Below are 24,312 nucleotides of genomic sequence, written 5' to 3'. Positions count from 1 at the left end.
AAAGTGGTTTGGAATTGGCATAGTAAAATAACACAAATACCGCTCCACTTCCCTACGCAGGTCTGAACCTGTTCAAGTTATGAGGGTCTAAAAGTCACACTTTTATCTCAGTCCTTATGAAGGACACCCCTAGTGGTTAAACGAATACATATTGAATTGTTCTGCACCTCTATATTAACACGAATCCTTATTTGGTCAAGATTTATCCTTCCAATGTTTTCTTAAGATCCGTTACGTACCCCCGAGATCCGGTGACAATTAAGCGATCTCCCAGTTTCAGCCTTGTATCCCCATGAGGAACAATGCTGTCCACACCTCTGAAAATCCTGACAAAGATGACGTCACCTGTTAAAGGGAATTCCCGTAAAATCACACCGTCGTATTTACTGTTCTCCATATTAATTTGATACAGTGAAGACTCCTGGTTCGTGAGCAGCTTCATGACGCCAGGCGCTTCAATCAGTGCGCGAAGCAACGTTTTTGTCGACAGCAGAATAGAAAAGATGCTGATTCCCTGCTCCTTCAGAGCTGCTTCATGCTCCGGTGATCCTACGCTTGCAATGACTCTTTCTGTGCCTTTTTCTTTTGCAAGTAATGCAATGTCTGCATTCATATCTTCATTTCCTGTCGCCACAACGAGGATATCCGTTTCAAAAATGCCGAGTGATTCAAGCGTCTCGTGTTCATAGTCAGAAATTGTTTCAACAGCAAACACTGATTCTGACAGCTTTTCCTCTGCATTCTCTTGGTAGACGTGTACAACACGCACGTCATACTCTTCCTCTGGCAATTCGAGTGTAACAGGCAAAGTCATTTGATTGGCGCCGATGAACGTAATCGTCTTTTTCTCCTCCGGCTGCTCTTCCCGTTTGTATAATTTTTTAAAACAGATCGGCGTAAAAATACTTGCAATGACGGCTACTAAAATTAGCGCTCCTGACATATTTGCACTGATCACGTGAAGCTGCTGGCCGATTGTTGCAGCGGCAATCACGAGCGAAAGCGTTGATGTCAGCAAGAAACCAGACGCGAAAATGGTTCGGTTATCATACCACTTCTTTAAGTACATGACAGGAATGATTTTGCTGACTAACAGCGCCAGCAGCAGGAGCGGAATCATGATTAAAATTGTTTTATCCTGAAAAAGAGTCCAAATATCCAGCTTCACACCGACCATCACAAAGAAAATCGGTATTAAGAACCCATAACCAAATGAATCCAGCTGCTGAACAAGTTCTTTGTTTGGCGAAAGCAGGGAAACGAGAACCCCCGCTAAGAAAGCGCCGAGAATATTTTCCGCCCCAAGTGATTCAGACAGGGCAACGAGTACAATAATTAACGTAAAAATGGCACGCGTCCCGATCTGGATCGTCCCTTTTGACATGGACTGAACAAAAGAGCGATGTTTAAAGACCCGGCCGAAAAAGTATAGCACCACTCCGGCCGCAAACAGAATCATCAGGAGCCACATGTTTCCGCTGTCCTCTCCGTATAAAGAAGAAAAAACAGCAAGAAGAATCATCGTGGCCAAATCAGCAATAACAGCAACAAGCAAAATAATCTGCCCGATATTTGAATTCATGATCCGTTCTTCTTTTAATGTTGGAACGACAACGCCTAACGATATCGTTGAAATAATCAGGGTCATTAAAAAAGCATTTTGGATAAATCCAGCCAAGACGAACCCATAGGACAAGAGCAATGATAAAATAAAAATGCCGACAAAAATAATAGATGCCGCAGCAAACGTATTAGGCGCTTCCTTGCCGTTCGGCAGGAACTGCTTTTTCTTCCCTTTCTCAAACGATGAAAAATCAATTTCAAGCCCGCTTAAAAACATTAAAAAGATAAACCCAAGCATAGAAAGTGTCTGGAGCCAGGTGTCACCCTCCACAACTAAATTAAGGCCGCTTTTCCCAATAATCAGCCCCATAATGATTTCAGCAACAACAACCGGGATGCTGAGTTTAAACCGATGCAAAAGGATGGGTGTCAAAAATGCAACGATAAGTACAACAACTAAAGATGCGACAGATGTATGCGCCATAATAAGAACCTCCTTCTTTAGATCAGGGTTATGCCAGTTCTCACTCAAAGAACAAAACCTCATTTTTAAAAAACATAACGCGATTTTAACAAGGGTGATGATGAAAAATAAAGTAATATGGTCTTAATCCTGTTTAGAAAATGATTCTTCTATAATTTGCACATAAAAGCTTGTGATGACTCACAACACTTTGCTTCATAATAAATAAAACAATCGGTAAGGAGGATACCGCATGGCTTACGATATCATCAGCGATATTCATGGCTGCTATGACGAAATGACTGCATTAATCCAGAAGCTTGGCTATACAATCAAAAATGGAGTACCTGTCCACGAAGAAGGCAGGGTGCTTGTTTTTGCCGGAGATTTAACTGACAGAGGGCCTAAATCGATAGAGGTCATCCGATTTGTAGCAGGCGCTTACGAAAAAGGCGCTGTACGTTATGTCCCGGGAAACCATTGCAATAAATTATATCGTTACTTAAAAGGAAATCCGGTAAAAGTGATGCATGGTCTCGAAACAACAGCGGCAGAGCTTGAGGAACTTTCCAAAGATGAGAGAAAAGCAGTCAGTGAACAGTTTATGAAGCTGTACGAAACAGCGCCGCTTTACGACATCTTACATAATGGAGAATTAGTTGTCGCCCATGCTGGCATAAGAGCTGACGATATCGGCAAATATACCCGCAGAGTGAAGGACTTTGTGCTTTACGGTGACGTGACGGGTGAAACATATCCGGACGGCAGACCCGTCAGACGTGATTGGGCGGCAGCCTATAATGGAAAGGCTTGGGTGGTATACGGTCATACACCTGTGAAAGAGCCTCGGAAGGTCAATCGCACCATCAACATTGATACAGGCTGCGTGTTCGGAAATCAACTGACAGGCTTTCGCTTTCCAGAAATAGAAACCGTCTCTGTTCCAAGCTCCCTGCCTTACGACGAATCAAGATTTCGCCCCATATAAAAAAGGAGAGAATCAATGATTCTCTCCTTTTATCAGTTTTCTCATGTCCTGAGGCAGTGGAGCATGAAACGTCATGTTCTCCTGTGTCAGCGGATGGATAAACGAAAGATGCTCGCTGTGCAGAGCCTGCCGGCCAATTTCCTGTCTCGTTCCGCCGTACAGTGTATCGCCGCACAACGGGTGCCCGAGATAGCTCATATGAACACGAATTTGATGGGTTCGTCCAGTCTCAAGCTGCAATGCCACCGAGGTCATGTCATCATTTGCACATGTGACGTAAAAATGAGTAACAGCCTTCTGGCCGTCCGGTGTTACCGTCCGTTCAATAATACTGTCAGGATGTCTGCCAATCGGAGCATCGACTGTTCCCTCCATCTGTGCCATCCGCCCGTGAACCACTGCCGCATACCGGCGTTTCACAAGGCCTTTTTTTTGCGCAGACGATAAAATGGAGTGGGCAAATCGATGCTTGGCAACAAGCATGACACCAGATGTATCCCGGTCTAGCCGGGTGACAAGATGTACTGTCGCCCTCACTCCGGTTGTTTGATAATGATCAATAATTCCATTGGCAATGCTGCCGGAGGGATGCTCTCTCGAAGGGATTGATGACACATACGGCTGTTTGTTTATCACAAGCACATGTTCATCCTCATAAAGGATATCGAGCGGAACAGGCTCTGCCAACAGCGTCTCGCTCACCTGTTCCTCAGGAAACTTCACGATAAGAAGATCTCCCTCTTTCAAAACGTATTTAACCGTCACATGCTCACCGTTGATCAGCATGTCTCCCCCGCCAAACTTAATATCGGTCAGCAGACGTTTCGAAATTCCCAGTTCACCGGCATATTCTTTTACAGTCATCCCGTCCTCAGCGGAAGTAATGTTCTTTCTGATAAAAAAATGCTCCACGATATGTCCTCTTTCTATTCACCTTTTCCAATAAACGAATCCTGGACTCTTTTCCAAAATGGAAACGGACGGAATCTCGCAAACCGCACTTTTTCGGATGCAACCTGGCAGCGGATCGACTTTACATCTTTATGGAGAAGGGTTAAATGGTCAATCGTCACTTGAAAGTCAACTTCGTTTCTCGGCTTAATCATGCAATCATGATGGGATGGGAGAAGCAGAGGTGACCCGACCGTACGGAACACGCGGTTATTAATTGAAGCCATTTCCGCAAGCTGGATCGCCCTGATAGAGGGATGGATAATCGCTCCGCCCAGCGCCTTATTGTAGGCTGTGCTGCCTGATGGAGTTGACAGGCAGAGGCCGTCGCCCCGGAAGGTTTCAAAGAGCTGCCCTTTGATTTCCACATCTGCAACAAGGCTTCCTTCGATGCTTTTAATCGTACATTCATTCAAAGCTAAGTATCTTTCTTCCCGCTCGTTTTCGTGATAGGTCACAATGACTTCGAGAAGCGGATATTCGACTGTATGATACGGCGTTTTCGCGATGGCAAGAACAAGTTTTTCAATTTCATGAGGAACCCAGTCGGCATAAAAACCCAGATGACCTGTGTGAACGCCGACAAATGCTGTTTTGTCCAAGCGGTCGCTGTATCTGTGAAAAGCATACAAAAGCGTTCCGTCGCCTCCGACTGAAATAACGATTTCCGGTTCATTTTCATCCAGTTCCATATCAAAATCCAATAAATACGCCTGTATTTTGCTTTTCAGCGTATCAGAAACTTGATCTCCTTTTGATGATACGGCAAATTTCATGCTCTTCTTCCCCTTTACCTATTGTTGCTCGCTTCCTTTTTTCTTTCTTGAAAAGGCAGCTTGAGCTTCCTGTACTTCACCCCTGATCTCCGACATCTCTTCATCAAGCCGGGAAGCCGCTTCAGAAGCGCGCTGAAGCCTTAGTTTTACTTTTTCAGGAATGTTTCCGCTGTATTTATAATTCAATGAATGCTCAATGGTCGCCCAAAAATTCATCGCCAGTGTACGGATCTGTATTTCCACGAGAACATGCTTTTCTCCGGATACCGTCTGCAAAGGGTACAGCACAACAAGATGGTATGACCGGTATCCGCTCTCTTTATGTTCCGCAATATAATCTCTCTGATCCACGACGGTGAAATCTTTTCTGGCAAAAAGCATCTCTTTTACGATTTGGATGTCATCGACAAATTGGCACATGATTCTAAGGCCAGCAATGTCCTGCATGGTTTCAATTTCATGCAGCGGTATGCTTTTCCGTCTCGCTTTTTCAAGTATGCTCGCCACAGGCTTGACGCGTCCGGTCACAAATTCGATCGGTGAATGGTCGTCCTCGTATTCATATAGTGTGCGGATCCCCTTGAGCTTCACTTTCAACTCTTCGACAGCCTGGCGGTACGGCACTAAAAAACGCTCCCATTGTTTGTCATCCATCATACATCCCCCAATTCCGAACCAGTTTCTATAAAAACACGCGTTTCACTTTTTCTTCCATTTCTTCTCCGTAGTTTGCATTATCCTTTATATTTTCTAAAAGATATTCCAGCTCCTCATGCAGGCCTGCCAGTTCAATTGTTTGGTCTCCTGCCTCTAAAACAACCGGTATTTTTTGTGCATGGGCCTGCTTCAGTTCCGGCCATACATGTTCCTTTATAATGACATATTCAAAAGAATCAGCTAATTCAAGTATGTATACAAAAGCAAAGTGGTCAGAATCAACAAGCATTTGACCTGACGGCTTGCGTTCCGCTTCGTTTCCTTCTGTCTGACAGGCAAGGCGAAGCTGATCATCCGATAATGTTGCATTCAAAATTTCGATTCTGTTTTGCATAATGCTCTCCTTTTTTAAACAAAGTACAGATTCATTTTATCATATCGAGCTCGATATTGATAAACCTAACATCTAAAGAGATAATAGTAAAAATAAGATTTACAGGGCGGAAAGGAAGAGCATCATGAGCCAAGAAATTGAAATCGAATTTAAAAATATGCTGACCAAACAAGAATTCAAGAACATAGCAGCGGCACTCCAGCTGACAGAAAAAGATTTTACAGATCAAAAGAATCATTATTTTGATACAGACAGCTTCGCGCTGAAACAAAAACATGCTGCGCTTCGTATCCGCAGAAAAAACGGAAAGTATGTTCTTACATTAAAGGAGCCGGCTGATGTGGGGCTTCTGGAAACGCACCAGCAGCTTTCAGAGGTATCAGATCTCGCTGGATTTTCAGTTCCCGAGGGCCCTGTGAAGGACCAGCTGCACAAGCTTCAGATCGATACGGATGCCATTCAATACTTTGGATCTTTAGCAACAAACCGTGCGGAAAAAGAAACAGAAAAAGGCTTAATAGTTTTAGACCACAGCCGATATTTAAATAAAGAGGACTATGAAATTGAATTTGAGGCGGCGGATTGGCATGAGGGCAGACAAGCCTTCGAGAAGCTGCTTCAGCAATTCAGCATTCCTCAGCGCGAAACCAAAAATAAAATTCTGCGTTTTTATGAAGAAAAAAGAAAGTCTATATAAGGTGGAATGACATCGTGAATGTAACGAATTGGGCAGCTTCACTTCAGCTTCAGGCACTACAGTCCATATCTAATGCACGCAGCAGCTCGGACACTCAGAATACGGAAAGCCCGCTTTCAAGTTTTAGCTCTTTGCTCAGCCAATATACAAACGGTCTGGCATCTCAGCAATCAGCACCTTCTTCATCGCCAAGCCCGCTCAGCATGCTGAACAGCGCGAATACAACAGCGCCGTCACTGCTTTCAGCGTATGGGCTTAACTCATATACGAGCAGCAATTCAGGTTCAATCACAAAAGCGGCAGAAAGCACTGAAACAGCTGCTGCAGATTCAGCTTCAAACAAACATGAAGCAAATCAGATCAGTTCGGGAGACTTTTCTATTGACAGTGCGATTAAAAAAGCCGCTGATAAATATGGCGTTGATGAAAAACTGATCCGTGCCGTCATCAAACAGGAATCAGGCTTTAATGCAAAAGCGGTCAGCGGAGCAGGCGCGATGGGCCTCATGCAGCTGATGCCGTCAACAGCAAGCTCACTTGGCGTTTCCAATCCGCTTGATCCACAGCAAAATGTGGAGGGCGGAACGAAATATTTAAAACAAATGCTGGATAAATACGACGGCAATGTGTCTATGGCATTAGCGGCTTACAACGCCGGACCGGGAAATGTTGACCGATACGGAGGCATTCCTCCTTTCCAAGAAACGCAAAACTATGTAAAAAAAATAACTTCAGCTTATTACGCGTAACCAGAGGGGCTCTTTCCCTCTGGTTTTTTTGCGAAGTGAAATCTTACGCATTCCTGATTTTTATGTGATATGATATGAAATACAAACCCCGGCTGTCAGCCGAAATGAGTCATCATACGCAAAAAAGGCAGTTTGTTTGTAGAAATGATGCCTTGTTGCTAAAATAAACCTAGATGAAACAATGAAATACAGAAAATTACTTTTTGCAATAGGATTTATGATTCCTATTAGCCATATTTAAAGGAGTAGTCAACATGGGACAATCGTTTAACGCACCTTATGAAGCGATTGGAGAGGAACTTCTATCGCAACTTGTTGATACTTTTTATGAGCGTGTCGCGTCTCATCCTTTGCTGAAGCCGATTTTTCCAAGCGATTTGACAGAAACCGCCAGGAAACAGAAGCAATTTTTAACTCAGTATTTAGGCGGGCCTCCTCTTTATACTGAGGAGCACGGCCATCCTATGCTCAGAGCAAGGCATCTTCCCTTTCCAATTACAAACGAGAGAGCTGATGCGTGGCTCAGCTGTATGAAGGACGCAATGGACCATGTAGGGCTAGAGGGCGAAATTCGTGAGTTTTTGTTTGGCCGGCTGGAGTTGACAGCAAGGCATATGGTGAATCAAACGGAAGCGGAGGATCGATCATCTTGACAAACTATCAGCATGAGCTATACTTCGCCCATTGCCACGGTCATCCAAAAAAACCGCTTGAAATTTATATGTTTGTAGACCCTTTATGTCCTGAATGCTGGTCCTTAGAGCCCGTCATCAAAAAGCTGAAAATCAGATACGGACGTTTTTTCACCTTACGCATTATCGCTTCCGCAAGCCTTACCGCTTTAAATAAAAAGCGAAAAAAGCATCTTCTCGCAGAAGCATGGGAAAAGATCGCGAGCCGCTCTGGCATGTCATGTGACGGCAATGTCTGGTTCGAACAGGATCAGCCGCTTTCATCGCCTTATATGGCTGCTCTCGCTTTTAAAGCAGCCGAATTGCAAGGACGAAAAGCCGGCATGCAATTTCTCAGAAATATGCAGGAGAGCCTATTTGTTTCAAAGAAAAATATTACGGATGAAAACGTGCTTTTGGAGATTGCTGAAAATACAAGTCTCGATCTTGAAGAATTCAAAAAAGATCTGCATTCTCAAAGCGCGGTCAAGGCGCTTCAATGTGACATGAAAATTGCTGCTGAGATGGATGTTTCTGTTAATCCGACACTGACGTTTTTTAATACGCAGCATGAGGATGAAGGGCTTAAAGTTCCTGGCAGCTACTCATATGATGTATATGAAGAAATTTTATTTGAGATGCTTGGCGACGAGCCGAAGCCGTCGGAAACACCGCCTTTAGAATGTTTTATTGAATATTTCCGCTTCGTTGCCTCGAAGGAAATTGCTCTTGTATATGACCTGAGCCTTGAAGAGGTAGAAAAAGAAATGAAAAAACTGGCGTTTGCTAAAAAGGTTGCCAAGGTGGAAGCCAAACACGGAATGTTTTGGAAGTCTCTCAGCACTTATTCTGATGAATATCAATCATGTGAAAAATAGCCGCAGGCGTGCATATGCTTGAGGCTGTTTTTTTACGCCACGAACCAAACATACGTTCTGTTTTTAGTACTAAAGAAACCGCGCCGGGATAAGCGCGGTTTCATATGTCTTAACGACAACAAAGGGGATGGGAGAAATTTTTCACGGTCAAACAAAGGGGTAATGTTTGTTTGTGATCAATTTCACATCCTTATGATAACAAAAGATGTCGACTTTTGACAACCTCTATGCTTAATGTTCATATTTTTGTCACAAAACATAACGAAGTGCATTCACTCATATCCTTATAAGGAAAAAGGACGAGGAGGACCGCCATGATGTCTACTTTGATCTCAATTGTGTGCATTGCCGTTTTTTTCTGTCTGAATATCTTAGGCATGATGCATATGCTGCCGCTTTATATTACCTCTCCTCTGCTGTTTCTGTCTATTTTGTTTACCCTCTACCGCTTGAATCACCGGAAAACCTTTAAAGGGTTTTAAAAAAGCCTGTGCGTCATTTCCGCACAGGCTTACTTTTTTAAGACTGCTTGACTTTCATCAGCAGCTCTTCCATTTCATCAAGTTTTTCTTCAAACATTTTGCACGCGGCTTCGATTGGCTCTGGAGACGTCATATCAACGCCCGCTTTTTTCAGGACATCAATCGGGTATTGTGAGCTTCCCGCTTTCAGGAAGTCAATATAACGGTCAACCGCCGGCTTTCCTTCCTTCAAAATCTGGCTGCTTAATGCTTGGGCAGCGCTGTACCCTGTCGCATACTGATACACATAGTAATTGTAATAGAAGTGCGGAATACGCGACCATTCAAGGCCGATTTCCTTATCAATCACCATGCCGTCTCCAAAATACTTTTTATTCAGGTCGTAATAGACATTTGTCAGAAGCTCAGGTGTAAGCGGCTCGCCTTCTTGCGCCTTTGTATGGATCAGATGTTCAAATTCAGCGAACATCGTTTGTCTGAAGACCGTTCCCCTGAAGCCCTCAAGCATATGGTTGAGAATATATAAGCGCTGTTTTTCATCCTCTAAATTGTTCAGCAAATATTCGCCAAGGAGCGCTTCATTTGTCGTAGAAGCAACTTCCGCGACAAAGATACTGTAATTGCCGTATGGATAAGGCTGGTGCTTTCTCGTATAGTAGCTGTGTACGGAATGTCCAAACTCGTGCACGAGCGTAAAGAGATTATTGACGTTATTATGCCAGTTCATCAAAATATACGGATTCGTGCCGTAAGCTCCTGATGAATAAGCCCCATTGCGTTTGCCTTTATTCTCGTAAACGTCCACCCAGCGGTTTTCCAGTCCTTCTTTTAGGATAGAGGCATATTCTTCCCCTAAAGGTGCGAGGCCTTTCAGCATGTAATCTTTGGCTTCCTCGTATGTCACCTTCATCCCCGCATCTTTCACAAGCGGTGTATACAGGTCATAGATATGCACTTCATCAAGCTCAAGCACTTTCTTTCTCAGCGCAATATAGCGGTGCAGGAGCGGCAAATGCTTATTAATCGTCTTAACAAGGTTATCGTATACTTCCTCAGGAATACTGTTGTTAGAAAGCGCAGCCTCACGCGCTGACTTGTACTTCTTCACTCTCGCGTAGAAGTTGTCCTTTTTCACAGTGCCGCTAAGCGTCGTGGCCATTGTGTTTTTATATTGTCCGTACGTTTTATACACTGCGTCAAACGCATTTTTGCGGACTTCACGGTTTTCACTTTCCAAGAAATTAATAAAGTTGCCGTGAGTGATCTGTTTTTCATTCCCATCTTCGTCTTTAATGGACGGAAACGTTATATCTGCGTTATTTAACACGCTGAATGTATTTGAAGATGACCCCAGTACCTCGGAGGCTTCAGCAAGCAGCGCCTCTTCCTTCTCGCTCAGCACATGCGGACGTTCCTTTGTAATCTCCTCAATCGCATGAGAGTACAGCTTCAATTCTTCTTTTTCGAGAATGAACTGCTGCAGTTTGTCTTCTTCTATGGATAAAATCTCCGGAACCAAATAAGCTGTCGCGCTTGCGGCCTGTGTATACAGGTTTCCCGCCTTGTCATTCAGCCCCTGGTAAAAGGAGTTCCCAGTATCCTGGTCAGAGCGCATATGCGCATATGTGTACAGCCTACCCAGCCGCTCCATCACTTTATCTTGATACGTAAGAGCCTCGTATAAATGATCAGCTGAATCTGCCAGCTTTCCTTTATACTTAGATAAATTCGGAATTAATTCTTTTACAGCTTGAAATTCTTTATTCCAGGCCTCATCACTAGGAAAAATATCCTCAAGTCTCCATGTGTCTTCTGCCTTTACCTCACTTCTGTCAGGCAGTTGGTTTGCTTTTTTTTCCTCAGCCATGGTGATCCCCCTCGTCTTCTTTGATTCAAGCCAATTGAAAAAACAGCTGTTTCTCAATAAACTTGTGTTGTGAATATCTTCCGGTTTTTCACTGCCTTTTGTCAAATCATATGCAGTAATGAAGAGAACGAATGCCAAAAAAGCAGTAAAAACACGAAAAACCTTTCCTTTTGTGCCTTTCACAGCCTGCCCACCACCTTTGTCTTAGGGTGAGCCAAATAAGACAAACTCATTCTATAAAACAGCTGCGGTCTCTTTCTATGAGATCCTGCATTGAGTGTATGCCACCTGCAGGCTGATTCAGCACATATACTTCTTTCTGAGTCTCCCTTAAAAATCCCTTCTTGCACAAAAAATCAATATACTGTTTAACCGCTTCTGAAAGACACTCTTCGCTGCATTCAAACCTGAGTGCAATGTTCTTATTATGAATGTGCAGTTTGCACTGCTGCAAAACGGCTGAAAAATGAATTGGCGCACGTTTACCTCCAAGATCCGACATAAACAAATAAAGAAACCCCTGCCACACAAAAACCGGACTCTTAAAAACTGCCCCTTTTCTAACAGGAACAAACACTTCAGTCGGCAGAAAAGAAAAAGGTGTCTGCCGCTTCTCATAAAACAGCAGCCTAAGGCGATTTGTTTCCTTTGAGTTAAACCGATGGGGTTTATGGCGAAAACGGTGAATCGCTTTCGTCCAGCCTGAATATTGAATTGAGGGTTTCGGTTCAGTGAAAAAAAGATCGTCTACACCTGCCCGATGGATAGGGATCGTTTGGACTGAGGAATAAGAATGGTTTGTGTAGAATGGAATGATGTGGCTAAGCCGGAGAAAAGAACGCCTTTCAGGACAATAACATATCAGTTCTCTGTATGGACTTGCATTGATAAACTGCCAATGAAAAGCTGAAAGCTGATAAAAGGACGAAGCAGTCCGTTTTAAGCGGCTGTATCCCATAATCCACTGCGGGATGATTCCTTCTTGTTTGAAGCCCTCTGTCCGCTTCTGAAAGACATTTGGTGCGATAGTGGCGCATTGATATTCAACAGCAAGCATATGCTCCTTGATCCTTGCCATGACGTCCGGTCTTTGGTTGATTGTCCTTATATACGGCTCCAATATTGGTGAAGCCCGTTGTATTTTCAGCCATACATACAGCTGTCTTTTTCCTTCTAAGTGGTAGGCGCTTTCCGGTTCGATGTCTATGGAGCAGGACTTGTTCTGTTTATGGGCAAAATGCGGCGCTTTTTGAAGTCCGAGCTTCACAGCTAGCTCTCCCCCGCATACCGGACAGAAGAACCGTCTCCGCTTTAATTTCTGGTTTTGCTGAGCGCCTAAAAGGTGAAACATTTGGCCGTCTTCAGTCACAGCACTAAACAATTGTCATCTCTCCTTTCCAGATGAAGTATACTTTCTGGAAAAGATGATCAACTCCTGTTCGCTGTATTTCTGCTTGTCTATATGTTTTTGATTTTTCACATCTCTAAAAAGGCATTTTCGTGCATAAAAAAAACCGATTTCCGGAAGGAAATCGGTTTGCTATGATGCAAAGTGTTTTTTTATCGTTTCTAGAGCATGCTCTGAAATAATCAGCTTGCCGTACTCTTCAAGACGGTGTATGCTGATTGAGGATTCAGTTGCGTACTCCAGCAGGATGCTTAGCTGATTTTCAACCTCTTCATCAGTCATATTGCAAAAATCTACATATAAATAATATCGGTTCTCAAACGAATATAAAGTCGTTTTGCTTCCGTTAACGTTCAAATTAGATAGAGAAATAACATCCTCAAAATCGCCAAATCGCAAGACAAATTGAAGCTTTTGCTCCTTCTCTTCCTGATTGACGGCTTGCTCTTCTTTCTGGAAATCATCCAGCAAGGCGTCAAGATCCTCAGATGCTGGTTCTTGCTTTTTATCCTCAGGAATCGGCAGTTCGAGCTTTTGTCCGTCTTTGGAAAGCTGGGCTTTTGTGACGATGATTTCTAATCCTTTGTCCAGTGCCTGAACTTGAATCCAAAGTGGGCCTTCCACAGCGAATTCCTCTTCTTCATGAACTTCATCCATGACTTCCCAGAAAAGTTCTTCACTGCGCTCACGGTTATACCAAATTTCTTCTCTGTCAAAACCGCGATCTTCAATATCTCCGTAAGACATATAAAATTTTACTGTATGCTCGTTAATTCTTTCAATTTCCATTTGCCAACCTTCCCTTCTATATAAGATGTTGAAGGGACATCTAAGCTCCCGATTAATTGTACTTTACTACACTTTACCCATTCCGTCCACATCTTAACCTTAACCAAGGCCAGTGTGAATTCCTTTGTATTTCTATTTTATGATAAAACAGTCACAAAAGAAATAAAAATGCACCTTTGCCTAAAAAACGGCAGATCAGGCGGCTGATATCATAAAATATGACCTGTCTCATATAGTAGTAGTACAAGCGAAGGACTGAAAGCGAGGTGCCGCTTCATGGAGCATGACTATCTGATTTCTCTGCTTGTCATTGTTGGGATTGACCTGATCCTCGGCGGAGATAATGCGGTTGTCATTGCCATGGCCAGCAGACATTTGCCGGACAAGCAAAGACAGCAGGCCATTATTCTCGGAACATTTATTGCCGTTGCCATGAGAATCGGATTAACAAGTGCAGCTGTATATCTTTTGAACATTCCGTTCTTGCAGTGCGCCGGCGGAATTTTCCTGCTGTATTTAGGATATCAGCTGCTGATTGAAAAAAAAGACACGCAGCACATTAAAAGCAGCACCTCCCTGTGGAGAGCAATACGAACGATTGTGCTTGCAGATCTCTTTATGTCCCTGGACAACGTCATCGCAGTTGCGGGAGCATCACACGGTGAGTTTTCTCTCGTTGTTATAGGTTTGTGTGTATCGGTTCCGGTTATTATTTGGGGCAGCAAACTCATCCATATTGCACTAGAGAAAATACCGCTTCTGATTTACGCGGGAAGCGGGCTGCTTGCTTATACTGGCGGAGAAATGATTGTCAGAGACAAAAAGCTGTCTCTTTTTATGGCGCAGCACGGCACAGTTGAAACGCTCCTCCCCATTTTGACAGTTGCGTTTGTCATCCTTGCGAGCATTTATTACCAGCAGGTTGAGAAATAAAAGAAGGCTGATCACTCAGCCTTCTTTTGATGATACGATCTATTAGTTTGCCAAACGCTGTGCTTCTCTTAATTGGAAAGAGCGAACTTTTCTTGGCAGGAAACGTCTGATTTCGTCTTCGTTATATCCGACCTGCAAACGTTTTTCGTCAATGATGATCGGACGGCGAAGCAACCCTGGATGCTCGTTGATCAAGCGGTACAAATCTTGCAGCGGCATAGATTCAACGTTCACATTCAGTTTTTGGAATACTTTTGAACGGGTTGAGATGATTTCATCTGTTCCATCCTCAGTCATTCGAAGAATTTGTTTTATTTCATCAATTGATAAAGGTTCAGAGAAAATGTTTCTTTCTACAAATGGAATATCGTGCTCCTCGAGCCACGCTCTCGCCTTTCTGCATGAAGTACAGCTTGGTGATGTGTATAGTGTAACCATTCATCTTCACTCCTCTAATTAGTAGGATGAACATCTATTTTATTCTTAAATTGAAATTACTCTAAAAAAGGAATCTTTACAGGTATTATACTATAAAAAAGTAAGTGTGAACAGTATCCTAAGAAAAAAATGTGTCAATCCAGCAAATTTTTAATGTTCATGATATGTTCTAATTCTCAATTAGCTTAACTGATCGAAAATATTTTTTTGTTTTTCTTCATCAATGAGTTTCAGGACTTCATCCGTTTTTTCGTACGATTCCCCGTACCATTTCTCGTCTTTATAAGTATGAATGTTTTCATATGTCTGTTTCATGGCTTCAAGAATTTCTTCTTCTGATTCTGTTTTTGGTGACCAGTACAGAATCTCCATCTTGTTTACTTCATTCGTAGCCAATGACCGGCGCCGGTACCCAATTGACTGAGCATGCTTGAAATGCTCTCTTTGATAAAACCTCAGGCGTTTTTCTGTATCAGTATCATCTTCATCCACAGGTTCCACCTCGAGCAATATGGGCTTATTTTTCTTTTTCAGCTTCGCGATCAATTTGCCGCCAAGCCCCTGCCCTCTTGCATCCTTAGACACATACAGATAATCAACGAAGATAAAAGAATCGAATTCCGCAAACATTAAAATATGATGTTTGCCTTCATCTTTATGATAAATATCGCTTCGCTCTTTCAGAAGAGCTTCCATATGCGCTTTTGATTTCATTTCTTCAATTGGAAAGTACTCGCTAAGCTTTTCATACCAGTTCATTGATTTGCTCCTTATGAGTTCGTTGTCTTCATACTTTTAGATATACCCCATTTCTTCTTGTTTAAACAGCCTTACATCTATAAAGACGTGCGAACTTCCGCCATGGTTTCATTTTTTTTCAGCAAAACGGAGCCAGCTGCTCCGTTCATTTTGAAGTGTTTCTCATTGAACTCGATTTTCCCGCCTGTAATGAATCAGGCGGGGCTGCGCCAGTGCAATCAGAAATGTCATGATATATAATGCAGCAGCCGCGATAAAAGCTATTTTCGCACCAGCAGCATCAGCCACTAGCCCTATAATGGAGTAGGTGACGCCTGACCAAGGAGTCAAAATTGCATTTTTTGCAGCCATGATTCCGATTCGTTTCTGCTCGGGAATAACCTCCTGCAGCATGGTTTCCTGGCAAATATCACGCACCTGATAAAAAGGCCCCATTGCAGCACAAGCCAGAGCGCATAAAAATGGGACTGGAGAAAATGAAAACAAAAGGGTCAGCGCCGACATTACAAGCGAGCTGAACATAATGGCATAGCCCATATTCCGCTCAAAAAAAGAAGAAAAACGAATGGCAATCACACTGCCGACAATTGCGCCTATAAAATAGGAAGCGTTAAACATCCCCCACCACACCTCTGTTTCATGCAAAACAGCCGCAGTAAATGCGAGGAGAATAGCAGATGACCATACGGAACCCGCCAAAGCTTCTATCATGTCCATTATAGTAATGTCTCTTACAATAGGGATGATCATTAAATCCTTCCATATACTTCTGGCAGATGCTGTTTCAGCAGTTCCTACAGACTCTTCTTCATTTACATGCAGCACACTGATGGAAGCACCCGATAGAACAAACAGGCAAATGGCAGTGTCGACAACGAGTTCAAAAGGGACGGCGTACGTCAGAAGGCCTCCAAGGCCCCAGCCTGCTGTTAAGAACAATTGATTCGAGAGGGAGATCACACCATTCGCTTTTACATATTGCTTCTTTGAAACAATAATCGGCAGCAGCGCAAATCTTGCTGGCTGAAAAAAAGCGCCCGCGAAGGAAAAACAAAACACAAACAGCAGCGTAATCCAAAAGAATGCCTGTCCGTGATGAGTGACGCTGTATGCAATCAGTATTGTAAAGACCGCTCTCAGCAGATTCGCCCCCACAAGCACCTTTTTAAAACCGAGAATGCGAAGCACCGGAGAGACGCAAAAGCTTGCTGCTATACTCGCAAACGACATGAACGATAAAATAAGACCCGCCAAAAAAACGGAGTCAGTCATTTGATAGACCCGGACCATTAAAACGATTGTGACGAGGACTCCTGCTAAAGATTGAAAAGATTGAGACAGCAATAGCGCAAAAACATTTTTGTTATGCAGAAATTGAATCGTATTTCGCCTCCGCTTTTTCCTCTAATTGTAAATGTTATCATTCTCACTTTCTATGAAGACGCAAAAAAATCCTTCAAGAGATTCTCTTGAAGGATTGATGAATCATGAAAAAGCTTTAAATTCGGTTTCCGTGCACATCACAAAATGTCCCGGTTTGACTTCACGGAATTCCATCGTTTCCCCATCTTTTAATTGATGGACGGACGGATCATATTTCTGGCGGACGCGATTTCTCTCATAGTCCGGATCTGGAAGCGGAATCGCAGAAAGCAATGATTTTGTATACGGGTGAAGCGGATTTTCATAAAGCTCATCTGCCGGCGCAAGCTCAACCAGTTTCCCGAAATACATGACTCCAATGCGGTCACTGATGTATTTGACCATCGATAAATCGTGGGCAATAAACAGGTATGTGAGCCCTTTTTCTTTTTGCAGTTCTTTCATTAAATTCACGACCTGCGCTTGAATGGATACATCCAAAGCGGAAATCGGCTCATCCGCGATAATGAATTCCGGATCAACAGCAAGAGCTCTGGCAATCCCGATTCTTTGGCGCTGGCCGCCGGAAAATTCATGCGGATAGCGGTTCGCGTGTTCCTTGTTTAAACCAACTGTTTCCAATAGTTCATGAACCCTCTGCATCCGCTCTTTTTTTGTTTTCGCCAGCTTATGAATATCAAGGCCTTCAGCAATAATATCAGCAACTGTCATTCTCGGATTCAGGGATGCATATGGGTCTTGGAAAATCATCTGCATTTTGCGGTTGAATTCCAGCAGCTTTTTCCGCGATTTTCTCCCGTGCACATTTTCACCGTTAAACAGCACCTCACCATCGGTTGCTTCGTACAGCCGGATAATGCTTCGGCCTGTTGTCGATTTACCGCAGCCAGATTCACCAACCAGCCCTAATGTTTCACCTTTATAGATATCAAATGATAAATCATCTACAGCCTTAACCGTGCCCCTCGGCGTGACAAAGTGCTGTTTTAAATGTTTGATTTCTAATAATTTTTCAGTCAATTCATTCACCTTCTCTCACTAAGACAGGTTTTTCATACGTATTTGCCAGTTTACGCATTTTCGCTTTTACCGCTTCAGGCGGCTCTACCTTTGGCGCGTCAGGATGAAGCAGCCACGATTTTACATAATGAGTATCGGATACCTTAAACATTGGCGGCTCCTGTTCAAAATCGATTTTCATCGCATAAGAGCTCCGCAGGGCAAAAGCATCTCCTTTTGGCGGGTTTGTCAAATCAGGCGGCGTGCCCGGAATTGCAGTCAGCTCTTCCTCACCTGAACTTTCCAGTGTCGGCATGGATGCAAGAAGCCCCCAAGTGTATGGATGTCTCGGATCATAGAAGATTTCGTCTACCGTACCGGTTTCTACAATCTGTCCCGCGTACATGACAGCGACCCGGTCAGCAACATTAGCCACAACACCAAGATCGTGTGTGATAAAGATGATGGACGTGTCAATTTTCTTTTGCAAATCCTTCATTAATTCCAAAATTTGCGCTTGAATCGTTACATCAAGAGCAGTTGTCGGCTCATCGGCGATCAGAAGCTTCGGATTCGCTGCAAGCGCCATGGCAATGACAACCCGCTGTCTCATCCCGCCTGAAAATTCATGCGGAAATTGGTTCACCCGCTTTTCCGGCATTGGGATACCGACTAATTCCAGCAGTTCAACCGCGCGTTTTTTAGCCGCTTCCTTCGAGATCTTCTCGTGTTTAAAAAGCACTTCCGTAATTTGTTTACCGACCTTCATCGTTGGATTTAAAGAGGTCATCGGATCTTGGAATATCATGCCGATCTCTTTTCCCCGGACATTTTGCATTTCTTTTTCGGACAGCGGCACCAGATCCTTTCCTTCAAACAGGATCTCACCGCGTTTGAAATAACCCGGAGGCATTGGAATCAGCTTCATAATCGCTTGAGAGGTTACACTTTTTCCGGAACCTGATTCTCCAACAATGGCCAGCGTCTCTCCTTTATCCAGATGGAAATTCACTCCGCGGATTGCCTGGACCTCTCCGCCATATGTTTTAAATGAAATTGCTAAATCTTTTACTTCTAATAGGCGTGTCACCCGTATCACTCCCTTATTTACGTAACTTAGGATCCAATGCGTCTCTTAATCCGTCGCCGACAACGTTAAAACCAAACATTGTAATGCAGATAAATCCGGCAGGGAAGAATAAACGCCACGGATAATAGGTCAATGCAGGCAATCCGTCAGAAGCCATCGTTCCCCAGCTTGCCAGCGGAGCTGGAACACCAAGTCCCAAATAGCTTAAAAAGGCTTCTGTGAAAATCGCAGTAGGAACTGTCAGTGTCATCGTGACCAAAATAGAACCCATTGCGTTTGGCACGATATGTTTAAACAGAAGACGGGATGTTTTTGCACCCAGTGTCTGTGAAGCAAGCACATACTCCTGATTCTTCAGCTGCAGCACTTGTCCGCGCACGATTCTGGCCATATTAATCCAGCCTGTAATCGTCATGGCAATAATAATCGTAAATAGACCTTTCGGAAGAACAACCATCAGTAAGATAACCATTAATAATGAAGGAACTGCCCAAAGGATATCAGCGATACGCATCATGATTTCATCCGTTCTGCCTCCGCGGAAGCCTGAAATGCTCCCCCAAATGACGCCGATCAGCAAATCAAGAACAGCAGCTGCAACACCAATAAAGATTGAGATTCGCGCCCCTACCCATGTACGGACGAAAATGTCCCGTCCAAGATCATCTGTTCCGAACCAGTGATCTTTTGAAGGCGGCTTATCCGCATTTAAGAGATTAGTAGTTGAATAATCATACCTTGAGAACATCGGCGCAAAAATTGCCATAAGGATAATAAGTACGATAATGATAAGCCCGACCATTGCAAGCTTATTGCTGCGGAAGCGAAGCATCGCATCTTTCCAGAGGGAAAGGCTCTTTTTACTTATTTTTTCTGCATCGCCGGCATTCGCTGCGGCTGGTTCAAACATGTTTTTTGGAATGTTCTGCATGGCCTAGGCTCCTTTCTTTGCTTTGGAAAGCTTGATTCTTGGATCAATAATGCCGTATAACACATCTACGATTAATACACACAATAGCAAGATGACACTGAAGAACACCGTTACACCCATAATGACCGTATAATCACGGTTTGTAATACTGTTGACGAAGTGTGCACCAAGCCCCGGGATCCCAAAAATGGTTTCAATAATGAAGCTCCCCGTTAAGACCTGTGCGGCCATCGGGCCCATATATGTAACAACCGGCAAAAGCGCGTTTCGAATGGCGTGCCGCACTGTAACCGCTGGGCGGGAAAGCCCTTTCGCTTTCGCTGTGCGGATATAATCACTGTTTAACACTTCGATCATGCTTGAACGGGAAAGTCTGGCAATAAACGCCATCGGCATGGAAGCAAGTGCGATTGAAGGCAAAAAGGTGTATGCCCAGGAATCCCACCCCGCGACCGGAAACAGCCCAAGCTTCATGGAGAACACATATTGCAGAACAGCCGCCATGATAAAGCTCGGAACCGAAATACCAAATATCGTTAAAATCGCGACGGTATAATCCTGCCACTTATTATGGTAAAGGGCTGCAATGACCCCAAACAATACACCTAACGCTAAAGCGAGGAGAATAGCTTCTGCTCCAAGAGTAAATGAAACGGGGAAACCTGAACTGATCAGGTCGTTAACACTCTGACCTTTATATTTAAATGACGGTCCGAAATCCCACATTGCAACTGATTTCAAATAACTTACATATTGTACAAACAACGGCTTGTCCAAGCCATAATGCGCATTTAAATTTGCTTCAATTTCAGGCGGAAGCTTTTTCTCACCTGAAAATGGCCCGCCCGGTGCTGCTTGCATTAAGAAGAATGTCACAGTTACAATCACAAATAGTGTGATAATCATATAGACTAAGCGTCTTCCGATATATTTTAGCAAGGGGGAACACCTCCATGGTTTTTACATTTTTATACTCCATCAGTAAGAAAGGTATATGGGGCTTTTCTCCCCATATACCTTGAGGTCTTTTATTTTCAGACGTAGCCTTATTTAAAATATGCGTTTCTGAAATAAACCTCACCAGTACCTGGCATGATAACACCTTTTAGGTTTTCATCCTGTACCCAAGTATCAGTATAGAAATAGATTGGGGCAACCGGCATTTCATCAATGAAAATACCTTCTGCTTTTTTCAGCAGCTCTGCACGTTTTGTTTTATCTGTTTCAGTTTGTGACTGATTCAGAAGCTTTTTGAATTCTGGATTTTCCCAGCCTGTATCGTTATTTCCTCCGTTTTTGTCACGGAACAATTCAAGGAAGTTGATAGGATCATTGAAGTCGCCGAGCCAGCCCATACGGCCGATTTGATAATCTTGGCTGTGGAGCTTATCAATATAGACATTCCACTCTGAGTTATCAAGCTCAACATCAACGCCTAAATTTTTCTTCCACATTTCTTGTACTGCTTGAGCGATTTTCGCGTGTGCGTCATCAGTGTTGTAAGACAATTTGATTTTTGGCAAATCAGATGCCTTGCTTAAGCCCATTTCTTTTAGGCCTTTATCAAGGTATTCTTTTGCTGTTTTGACATCATTGTCTTTGAAGTAGCCTTCTTTGTTATCCTCAAATCCCTTCATTGTAGGCGGCACTGCAGCCATTGCCGGGATTTGCTCTCCTTGCGTAACGTTTTTAACAATCGACTGACGGTCAAGCGAATATGTTAAAGCTTTACGGATATTTACGTTGTCTAATGGCTTAGCTTCAGTGTTGAATTTGTACCAATACACACCTGCAATCGGCTCAACATGTAAAGAACCGTCTTTTTTCAGGGTCGGCAGGGATTCTGTTGGAAGCTGTCCGAGCGGCATACCGGCCCAATCAAGTTCGCCAGCTTGGAATTTTTTCAGTTCCGTATTGTTATTGTTGATCATAACCATATCGATTTTCTTCAGTTTGACTTTGTCTTTATCCCAATACTGGTCATTTTTTTCGAGAGTAATAGAACCGCTGTGTTTCCATGCCGTCATTTTGAACGGCCCGTTTGATACATAATCATCTCCGGCATTTGTATTCCACTTTTTATTTTTCTCTGCAATTTTCTTATTGATCGGCATATACGTATAGAACGCAGTTAATTCAGTGAAATATGGAGTCGGGTTATTTAATTCAACCTTCAGCGTTTTGTCATTCACAGCTTTTACTGCCACATCATCTAGGCTGCCTTTGCCGGTATTCGCCGCTTCAGCACCTTTTATGTAGTAGAGCTGGTAAGCGTATTGTGATTCGTTATTAGGATCAAGCGCCCATTTCCAAGCATATTCAAAATCTTGTGCTGTTACAGGGTCTCCATTAGACCATTTCACACCATCACGAATGGTAAATGTATATGTCTTTCCGTCCTTGCTCGTTTCAATTTTAGAAGCCATGCCTTCTTCAGGCTCACCATCTGCATTGATACGTGTCAATCCTTCAAAAGTCTGACGGATGACACCGCCTGATACTGAATCATTTGCCAATCCCGGATGTAAGGAGAACGGCTCAGTTTTAATATTAATGTTAAGTGTCGTCTTTCCTTTACTGTCCTTTTTCCCTTCACCGTTTGATCCGCTGCCGCCAAAGCCGCACGCGCTCAGCACGAGAGTGAAAATGAGCATCAACGTGACAATCGACCAACGTTTTTTCATATTCGCAAACCCCCTAATAATAATTTTCAGCTCCTTACGGCTAAATCCTCAGAAATATCAGACAAATGAACCTGAGTTTCCATAACTTTTATTCTGTTCCGTCTTTTCTGATTATTTTTGTAAAAAAGCTGTAACAATAGAGTGAACAAGTTCATTATAATGAAACAAATAATTTATTGCAATATTATTTTATCAATTTAAAATATTTAAACTTCGTTAGTTTTTCTTCCATGAACATAATATCCTTCTACCATTTAAAGCATAAATTGATTAAAAACTTTTTCATGTGTTTTCTGCCCATATTGCTTTTTACATATAATATCTGCCTGTTTTTACGCTGATAGCAGTTATCATTTAAGGATTTTACAACACGCGTGTTATTTATATTATTACAATTTTACTGGAAAAAAGAATGTTTTTTCATGATGACAATTGGTTATAATTGATTTATAATGAAGCAATCAAAAGAAAAGCTTGCTATGAAAAAGAGTAGTACACATTTCACCTGTTTGAAGAGAGTCTGCGGTGCTGGGAGCAGATAACGGGCAATGTGGAATGGACTTTGGAGCAGCTGACCGAACTGGAAAAAAGTAGGCTCAGCCGGAGCAGTCTCCGTTACAAACGTCAGAGTGATTCCATTTTAATGGAATAATCAGGGTGGTACCACGGTTCATTCGTCCCTTTTTTACAGGGGATGAATGAGCCTTTTTTATTATGTTTTAAGAAATGAGGTTGATGTTTTCATGAAACAAACGATTTTTTCAGGCATTCAGCCAAGCGGCTCAGTGACGCTCGGCAACTATATCGGTGCAATGAAGCAGTTTGTCGAACTGCAGCATGATTATAACAGCTATTTTTGCATCGTGGACCAGCATGCGATAACTGTTCCTCAAGACCGGCTTGAGCTTAGAAAGAATATCCGCAATCTCGCAGCGCTTTACTTAGCTGTCGGACTTGATCCAGAAAAAGCAACATTGTTTATTCAATCAGAGGTCCCCGCGCATGCGCAGGCCGGATGGATGATGCAGTGTGTCGCATATATCGGCGAGCTTGAGCGGATGACTCAATTTAAGGACAAATCCAAAGGCAATGAAGCTGTCGTCTCCGGCCTGTTAACATATCCGCCGCTGATGGCCGCTGATATTCTGCTGTACGGAACGGATCTTGTACCTGTCGGCGAGGATCAAAAGCAGCACCTTGAGCTGACGCGGAATCTTGCAGAACGATTCAACAAAAAATACAACGACATCTTTACGATTCCGGAAGTGAAAATTCCAAAAGTCGGTGCACGTATCATGTCTCTGAATGATCCGCTGAAGAAAATGAGCAAATCTGATCCGAATCAGAAAGCTTATATTACCCTGCTGGATGAACCGAAGCTTCTTGAAAAGAAAATCAAAAGCGCTGTGACAGATTCTGAAGGCATTGTGAAATTTGATAAAGAAAACAAACCGGGCGTTTCCAACCTTCTTACGATTTATTCAATCCTCGGCAATACGACAATTGAAGAGCTTGAAGCAAAGTACGAAGGAAAAGGCTACGGCGAGTTTAAAGGTGATTTGGCAGAAGTCGTGGTGAACGCATTAAAACCGATCCAGGACCGCTATTATGAGCTGATAGAATCTGAAGAATTAGACCGGATTCTTGATGAAGGCGCGGAACGAGCGAACCGGACAGCAAACAAAATGCTGAAAAAAATGGAGAATGCCATGGGTCTTGGAAGAAAAAGACGCTAATCAAAAAACCGCTCTTTGCAAAGAGC

The 24,312-nt window shown here is 43.1% G+C and carries 25 protein-coding genes, 1 pseudogene, 1 riboswitch and 1 other annotated feature; of the genes and pseudogenes, 9 read left to right on the top strand and 17 right to left on the bottom strand.

All coding sequences use genetic code 11. The annotated features are described in order from the left end of the window. Window positions 1-32 precede the first annotated feature (32 nt). Window positions 33-141, bottom strand: a riboswitch (TPP riboswitch). A 61-nt stretch (window positions 142-202) separates the two neighbouring features. Further along, on the bottom strand, window positions 203-2,047 hold the full coding sequence (locus AC0OMA_RS06510; protein ID WP_015383362.1) for a monovalent cation:proton antiporter family protein: 1,845 nt from the start codon (window positions 2,045-2,047) through the stop codon (window positions 203-205). A gap of 232 nt (window positions 2,048-2,279) precedes the next feature. On the opposite strand from AC0OMA_RS06510, the gene prpE reads away from it, so the two are divergent. Next, the gene (gene prpE, locus AC0OMA_RS06505; RefSeq protein WP_015383361.1) at window positions 2,280-3,014 is read left to right on the top strand and encodes a bis(5'-nucleosyl)-tetraphosphatase PrpE; all 735 of its coding nucleotides are present in this window, start codon (window positions 2,280-2,282) and stop codon (window positions 3,012-3,014) included. A gap of 12 nt (window positions 3,015-3,026) precedes the next feature. Here prpE and AC0OMA_RS06500 read toward each other — a convergent pair whose 3' ends face one another. Genes AC0OMA_RS06500 through AC0OMA_RS06485 form a run of 4 tightly spaced genes read right to left on the bottom strand, consistent with a single transcriptional unit; the run spans window position 3,027 to window position 5,792 of the window. Then, entirely contained in the window at window positions 3,027-3,926 is a 900-nt protein-coding gene (locus tag AC0OMA_RS06500) for an RluA family pseudouridine synthase (RefSeq protein ID WP_474221988.1), read from the bottom strand. A gap of 14 nt (window positions 3,927-3,940) precedes the next feature. Further along, the gene (locus AC0OMA_RS06495; RefSeq protein WP_003232918.1) at window positions 3,941-4,741 is read right to left on the bottom strand and encodes an NAD kinase; all 801 of its coding nucleotides are present in this window, start codon (window positions 4,739-4,741) and stop codon (window positions 3,941-3,943) included. A gap of 18 nt (window positions 4,742-4,759) precedes the next feature. Next, window positions 4,760-5,395 carry a GTP diphosphokinase gene (yjbM, locus tag AC0OMA_RS06490; protein WP_003245294.1) on the bottom strand — a complete coding sequence of 212 codons (636 nt, stop codon included), beginning with the start codon at window positions 5,393-5,395 and terminating at the stop codon, window positions 4,760-4,762. 28 nt (window positions 5,396-5,423) lie between these two features. Then, window positions 5,424-5,792 (bottom strand): UPF0738 family protein, encoded by a 369-nt coding sequence (locus AC0OMA_RS06485; RefSeq protein WP_003232922.1) that lies wholly within the window; start codon window positions 5,790-5,792, stop codon window positions 5,424-5,426. A 124-nt stretch (window positions 5,793-5,916) separates the two neighbouring features. Between AC0OMA_RS06485 and AC0OMA_RS06480 the strand changes: the two genes are divergently transcribed. From AC0OMA_RS06480 to AC0OMA_RS06460, 5 genes are all read left to right on the top strand, one after another. Further along, on the top strand, window positions 5,917-6,489 hold the full coding sequence (locus tag AC0OMA_RS06480; RefSeq protein ID WP_015252351.1) for a CYTH domain-containing protein: 573 nt from the start codon (window positions 5,917-5,919) through the stop codon (window positions 6,487-6,489). 14 nt (window positions 6,490-6,503) lie between these two features. Beyond that, on the top strand, window positions 6,504-7,238 hold the full coding sequence (cwlQ, locus tag AC0OMA_RS06475; protein ID WP_474221987.1) for a bifunctional muramidase/murein lytic transglycosylase: 735 nt from the start codon (window positions 6,504-6,506) through the stop codon (window positions 7,236-7,238). Window positions 7,239-7,492: 254 nt separating this feature from the next. Then, window positions 7,493-7,891 (top strand): globin domain-containing protein, encoded by a 399-nt coding sequence (locus AC0OMA_RS06470; RefSeq protein ID WP_003232928.1) that lies wholly within the window; start codon window positions 7,493-7,495, stop codon window positions 7,889-7,891. Beyond that, window positions 7,888-8,787, top strand: coding sequence for a protease adaptor protein SpxH (gene spxH, locus AC0OMA_RS06465; protein WP_003245184.1), 900 nt, complete (start codon window positions 7,888-7,890; stop codon window positions 8,785-8,787). Before AC0OMA_RS06470 ends, spxH begins: the two co-directional genes overlap by 4 nt. Window positions 8,788-9,101: 314 nt before the next feature. Next, on the top strand, window positions 9,102-9,269 hold the full coding sequence (locus AC0OMA_RS06460) for a hypothetical protein (protein ID WP_003244944.1): 168 nt from the start codon (window positions 9,102-9,104) through the stop codon (window positions 9,267-9,269). Window positions 9,270-9,306: 37 nt separating this feature from the next. On the opposite strand, the gene pepF is transcribed toward AC0OMA_RS06460, so the two are convergent. Further along, window positions 9,307-11,136 (bottom strand): oligoendopeptidase F, encoded by a 1,830-nt coding sequence (gene pepF / locus AC0OMA_RS06455; RefSeq protein WP_003245178.1) that lies wholly within the window; start codon window positions 11,134-11,136, stop codon window positions 9,307-9,309. A gap of 229 nt (window positions 11,137-11,365) precedes the next feature. Further along, window positions 11,366-12,487, bottom strand: coding sequence for a competence protein CoiA (gene coiA, locus AC0OMA_RS06450; RefSeq protein ID WP_474222424.1), 1,122 nt, complete (start codon window positions 12,485-12,487; stop codon window positions 11,366-11,368). 73 nt (window positions 12,488-12,560) lie between these two features. Here coiA and AC0OMA_RS06445 point away from each other — a divergent pair. Next, window positions 12,561-12,682, top strand: a pseudogene (locus tag AC0OMA_RS06445) (hypothetical protein). Here AC0OMA_RS06445 and mecA read toward each other — a convergent pair. Next, window positions 12,677-13,333 carry an adaptor protein MecA gene (mecA, locus tag AC0OMA_RS06440; protein ID WP_015383354.1) on the bottom strand — a complete coding sequence of 219 codons (657 nt, stop codon included), beginning with the start codon at window positions 13,331-13,333 and terminating at the stop codon, window positions 12,677-12,679. The pseudogene AC0OMA_RS06445 and the gene mecA sit on opposite strands and share 6 nt — an antisense overlap. Further along, window positions 13,300-13,440: a hypothetical protein gene (locus tag AC0OMA_RS06435; RefSeq protein ID WP_119122854.1), complete on the bottom strand. Its 141-nt coding sequence runs from the start codon at window positions 13,438-13,440 to the stop codon at window positions 13,300-13,302. Before AC0OMA_RS06435 ends, mecA begins: the two co-directional genes overlap by 34 nt. Window positions 13,441-13,609: 169 nt before the next feature. On the opposite strand from AC0OMA_RS06435, the gene AC0OMA_RS06430 reads away from it, so the two are divergent. Further along, on the top strand, window positions 13,610-14,266 hold the full coding sequence (locus AC0OMA_RS06430) for a TerC family protein (RefSeq protein WP_024573350.1): 657 nt from the start codon (window positions 13,610-13,612) through the stop codon (window positions 14,264-14,266). A gap of 42 nt (window positions 14,267-14,308) precedes the next feature. On the opposite strand, the gene spx is transcribed toward AC0OMA_RS06430, so the two are convergent. The 8 genes from spx to oppA form a co-directional block, all read right to left on the bottom strand. Beyond that, on the bottom strand, window positions 14,309-14,704 hold the full coding sequence (gene spx / locus AC0OMA_RS06425) for a transcriptional regulator Spx (protein WP_014476435.1): 396 nt from the start codon (window positions 14,702-14,704) through the stop codon (window positions 14,309-14,311). A 180-nt stretch (window positions 14,705-14,884) separates the two neighbouring features. After that, window positions 14,885-15,463 carry a GNAT family N-acetyltransferase gene (locus AC0OMA_RS06420; protein WP_003224597.1) on the bottom strand — a complete coding sequence of 193 codons (579 nt, stop codon included), beginning with the start codon at window positions 15,461-15,463 and terminating at the stop codon, window positions 14,885-14,887. Window positions 15,464-15,625: 162 nt separating this feature from the next. Beyond that, window positions 15,626-16,843, bottom strand: coding sequence for an MFS transporter (locus tag AC0OMA_RS06415; RefSeq protein WP_474222423.1), 1,218 nt, complete (start codon window positions 16,841-16,843; stop codon window positions 15,626-15,628). Between the two features lie 105 nt (window positions 16,844-16,948). Then, window positions 16,949-17,866 carry an oligopeptide ABC transporter ATP-binding protein OppF gene (oppF, locus tag AC0OMA_RS06410; protein WP_047182432.1) on the bottom strand — a complete coding sequence of 306 codons (918 nt, stop codon included), beginning with the start codon at window positions 17,864-17,866 and terminating at the stop codon, window positions 16,949-16,951. A 1-nt stretch (window position 17,867) separates the two neighbouring features. Further along, window positions 17,868-18,944, bottom strand: coding sequence for an oligopeptide ABC transporter ATP-binding protein OppD (gene oppD / locus AC0OMA_RS06405; RefSeq protein WP_077670618.1), 1,077 nt, complete (start codon window positions 18,942-18,944; stop codon window positions 17,868-17,870). A gap of 4 nt (window positions 18,945-18,948) precedes the next feature. Then, window positions 18,949-19,866, bottom strand: coding sequence for an oligopeptide ABC transporter permease OppC (gene oppC, locus AC0OMA_RS06400; protein ID WP_003232954.1), 918 nt, complete (start codon window positions 19,864-19,866; stop codon window positions 18,949-18,951). 3 nt (window positions 19,867-19,869) lie between these two features. Beyond that, entirely contained in the window at window positions 19,870-20,805 is a 936-nt protein-coding gene (gene oppB / locus AC0OMA_RS06395; RefSeq protein ID WP_003245554.1) for an oligopeptide ABC transporter permease OppB, read from the bottom strand. 107 nt (window positions 20,806-20,912) lie between these two features. Continuing rightward, a complete protein-coding gene (gene oppA, locus AC0OMA_RS06390; RefSeq protein WP_015252360.1) occupies window positions 20,913-22,550 on the bottom strand; it encodes an oligopeptide ABC transporter substrate-binding protein OppA in 1,638 nt (545 codons plus the stop codon). 470 nt (window positions 22,551-23,020) lie between these two features. After that, window positions 23,021-23,235 (top strand) — a binding site (T-box leader). Between the two features lie 58 nt (window positions 23,236-23,293). On the opposite strand from oppA, the gene trpS reads away from it, so the two are divergent. Beyond that, window positions 23,294-24,286 (top strand): tryptophan--tRNA ligase, encoded by a 993-nt coding sequence (trpS, locus tag AC0OMA_RS06385; protein WP_015483084.1) that lies wholly within the window; start codon window positions 23,294-23,296, stop codon window positions 24,284-24,286. The last annotated feature ends 26 nt before the right edge of the window (window positions 24,287-24,312 follow it).

The organism is Bacillus sp. AMCV2, assembly GCF_056033925.1.
Note: the sequence above shows the minus strand (reverse complement) of the source record. Positions and strands in the feature narration are given on the sequence as shown.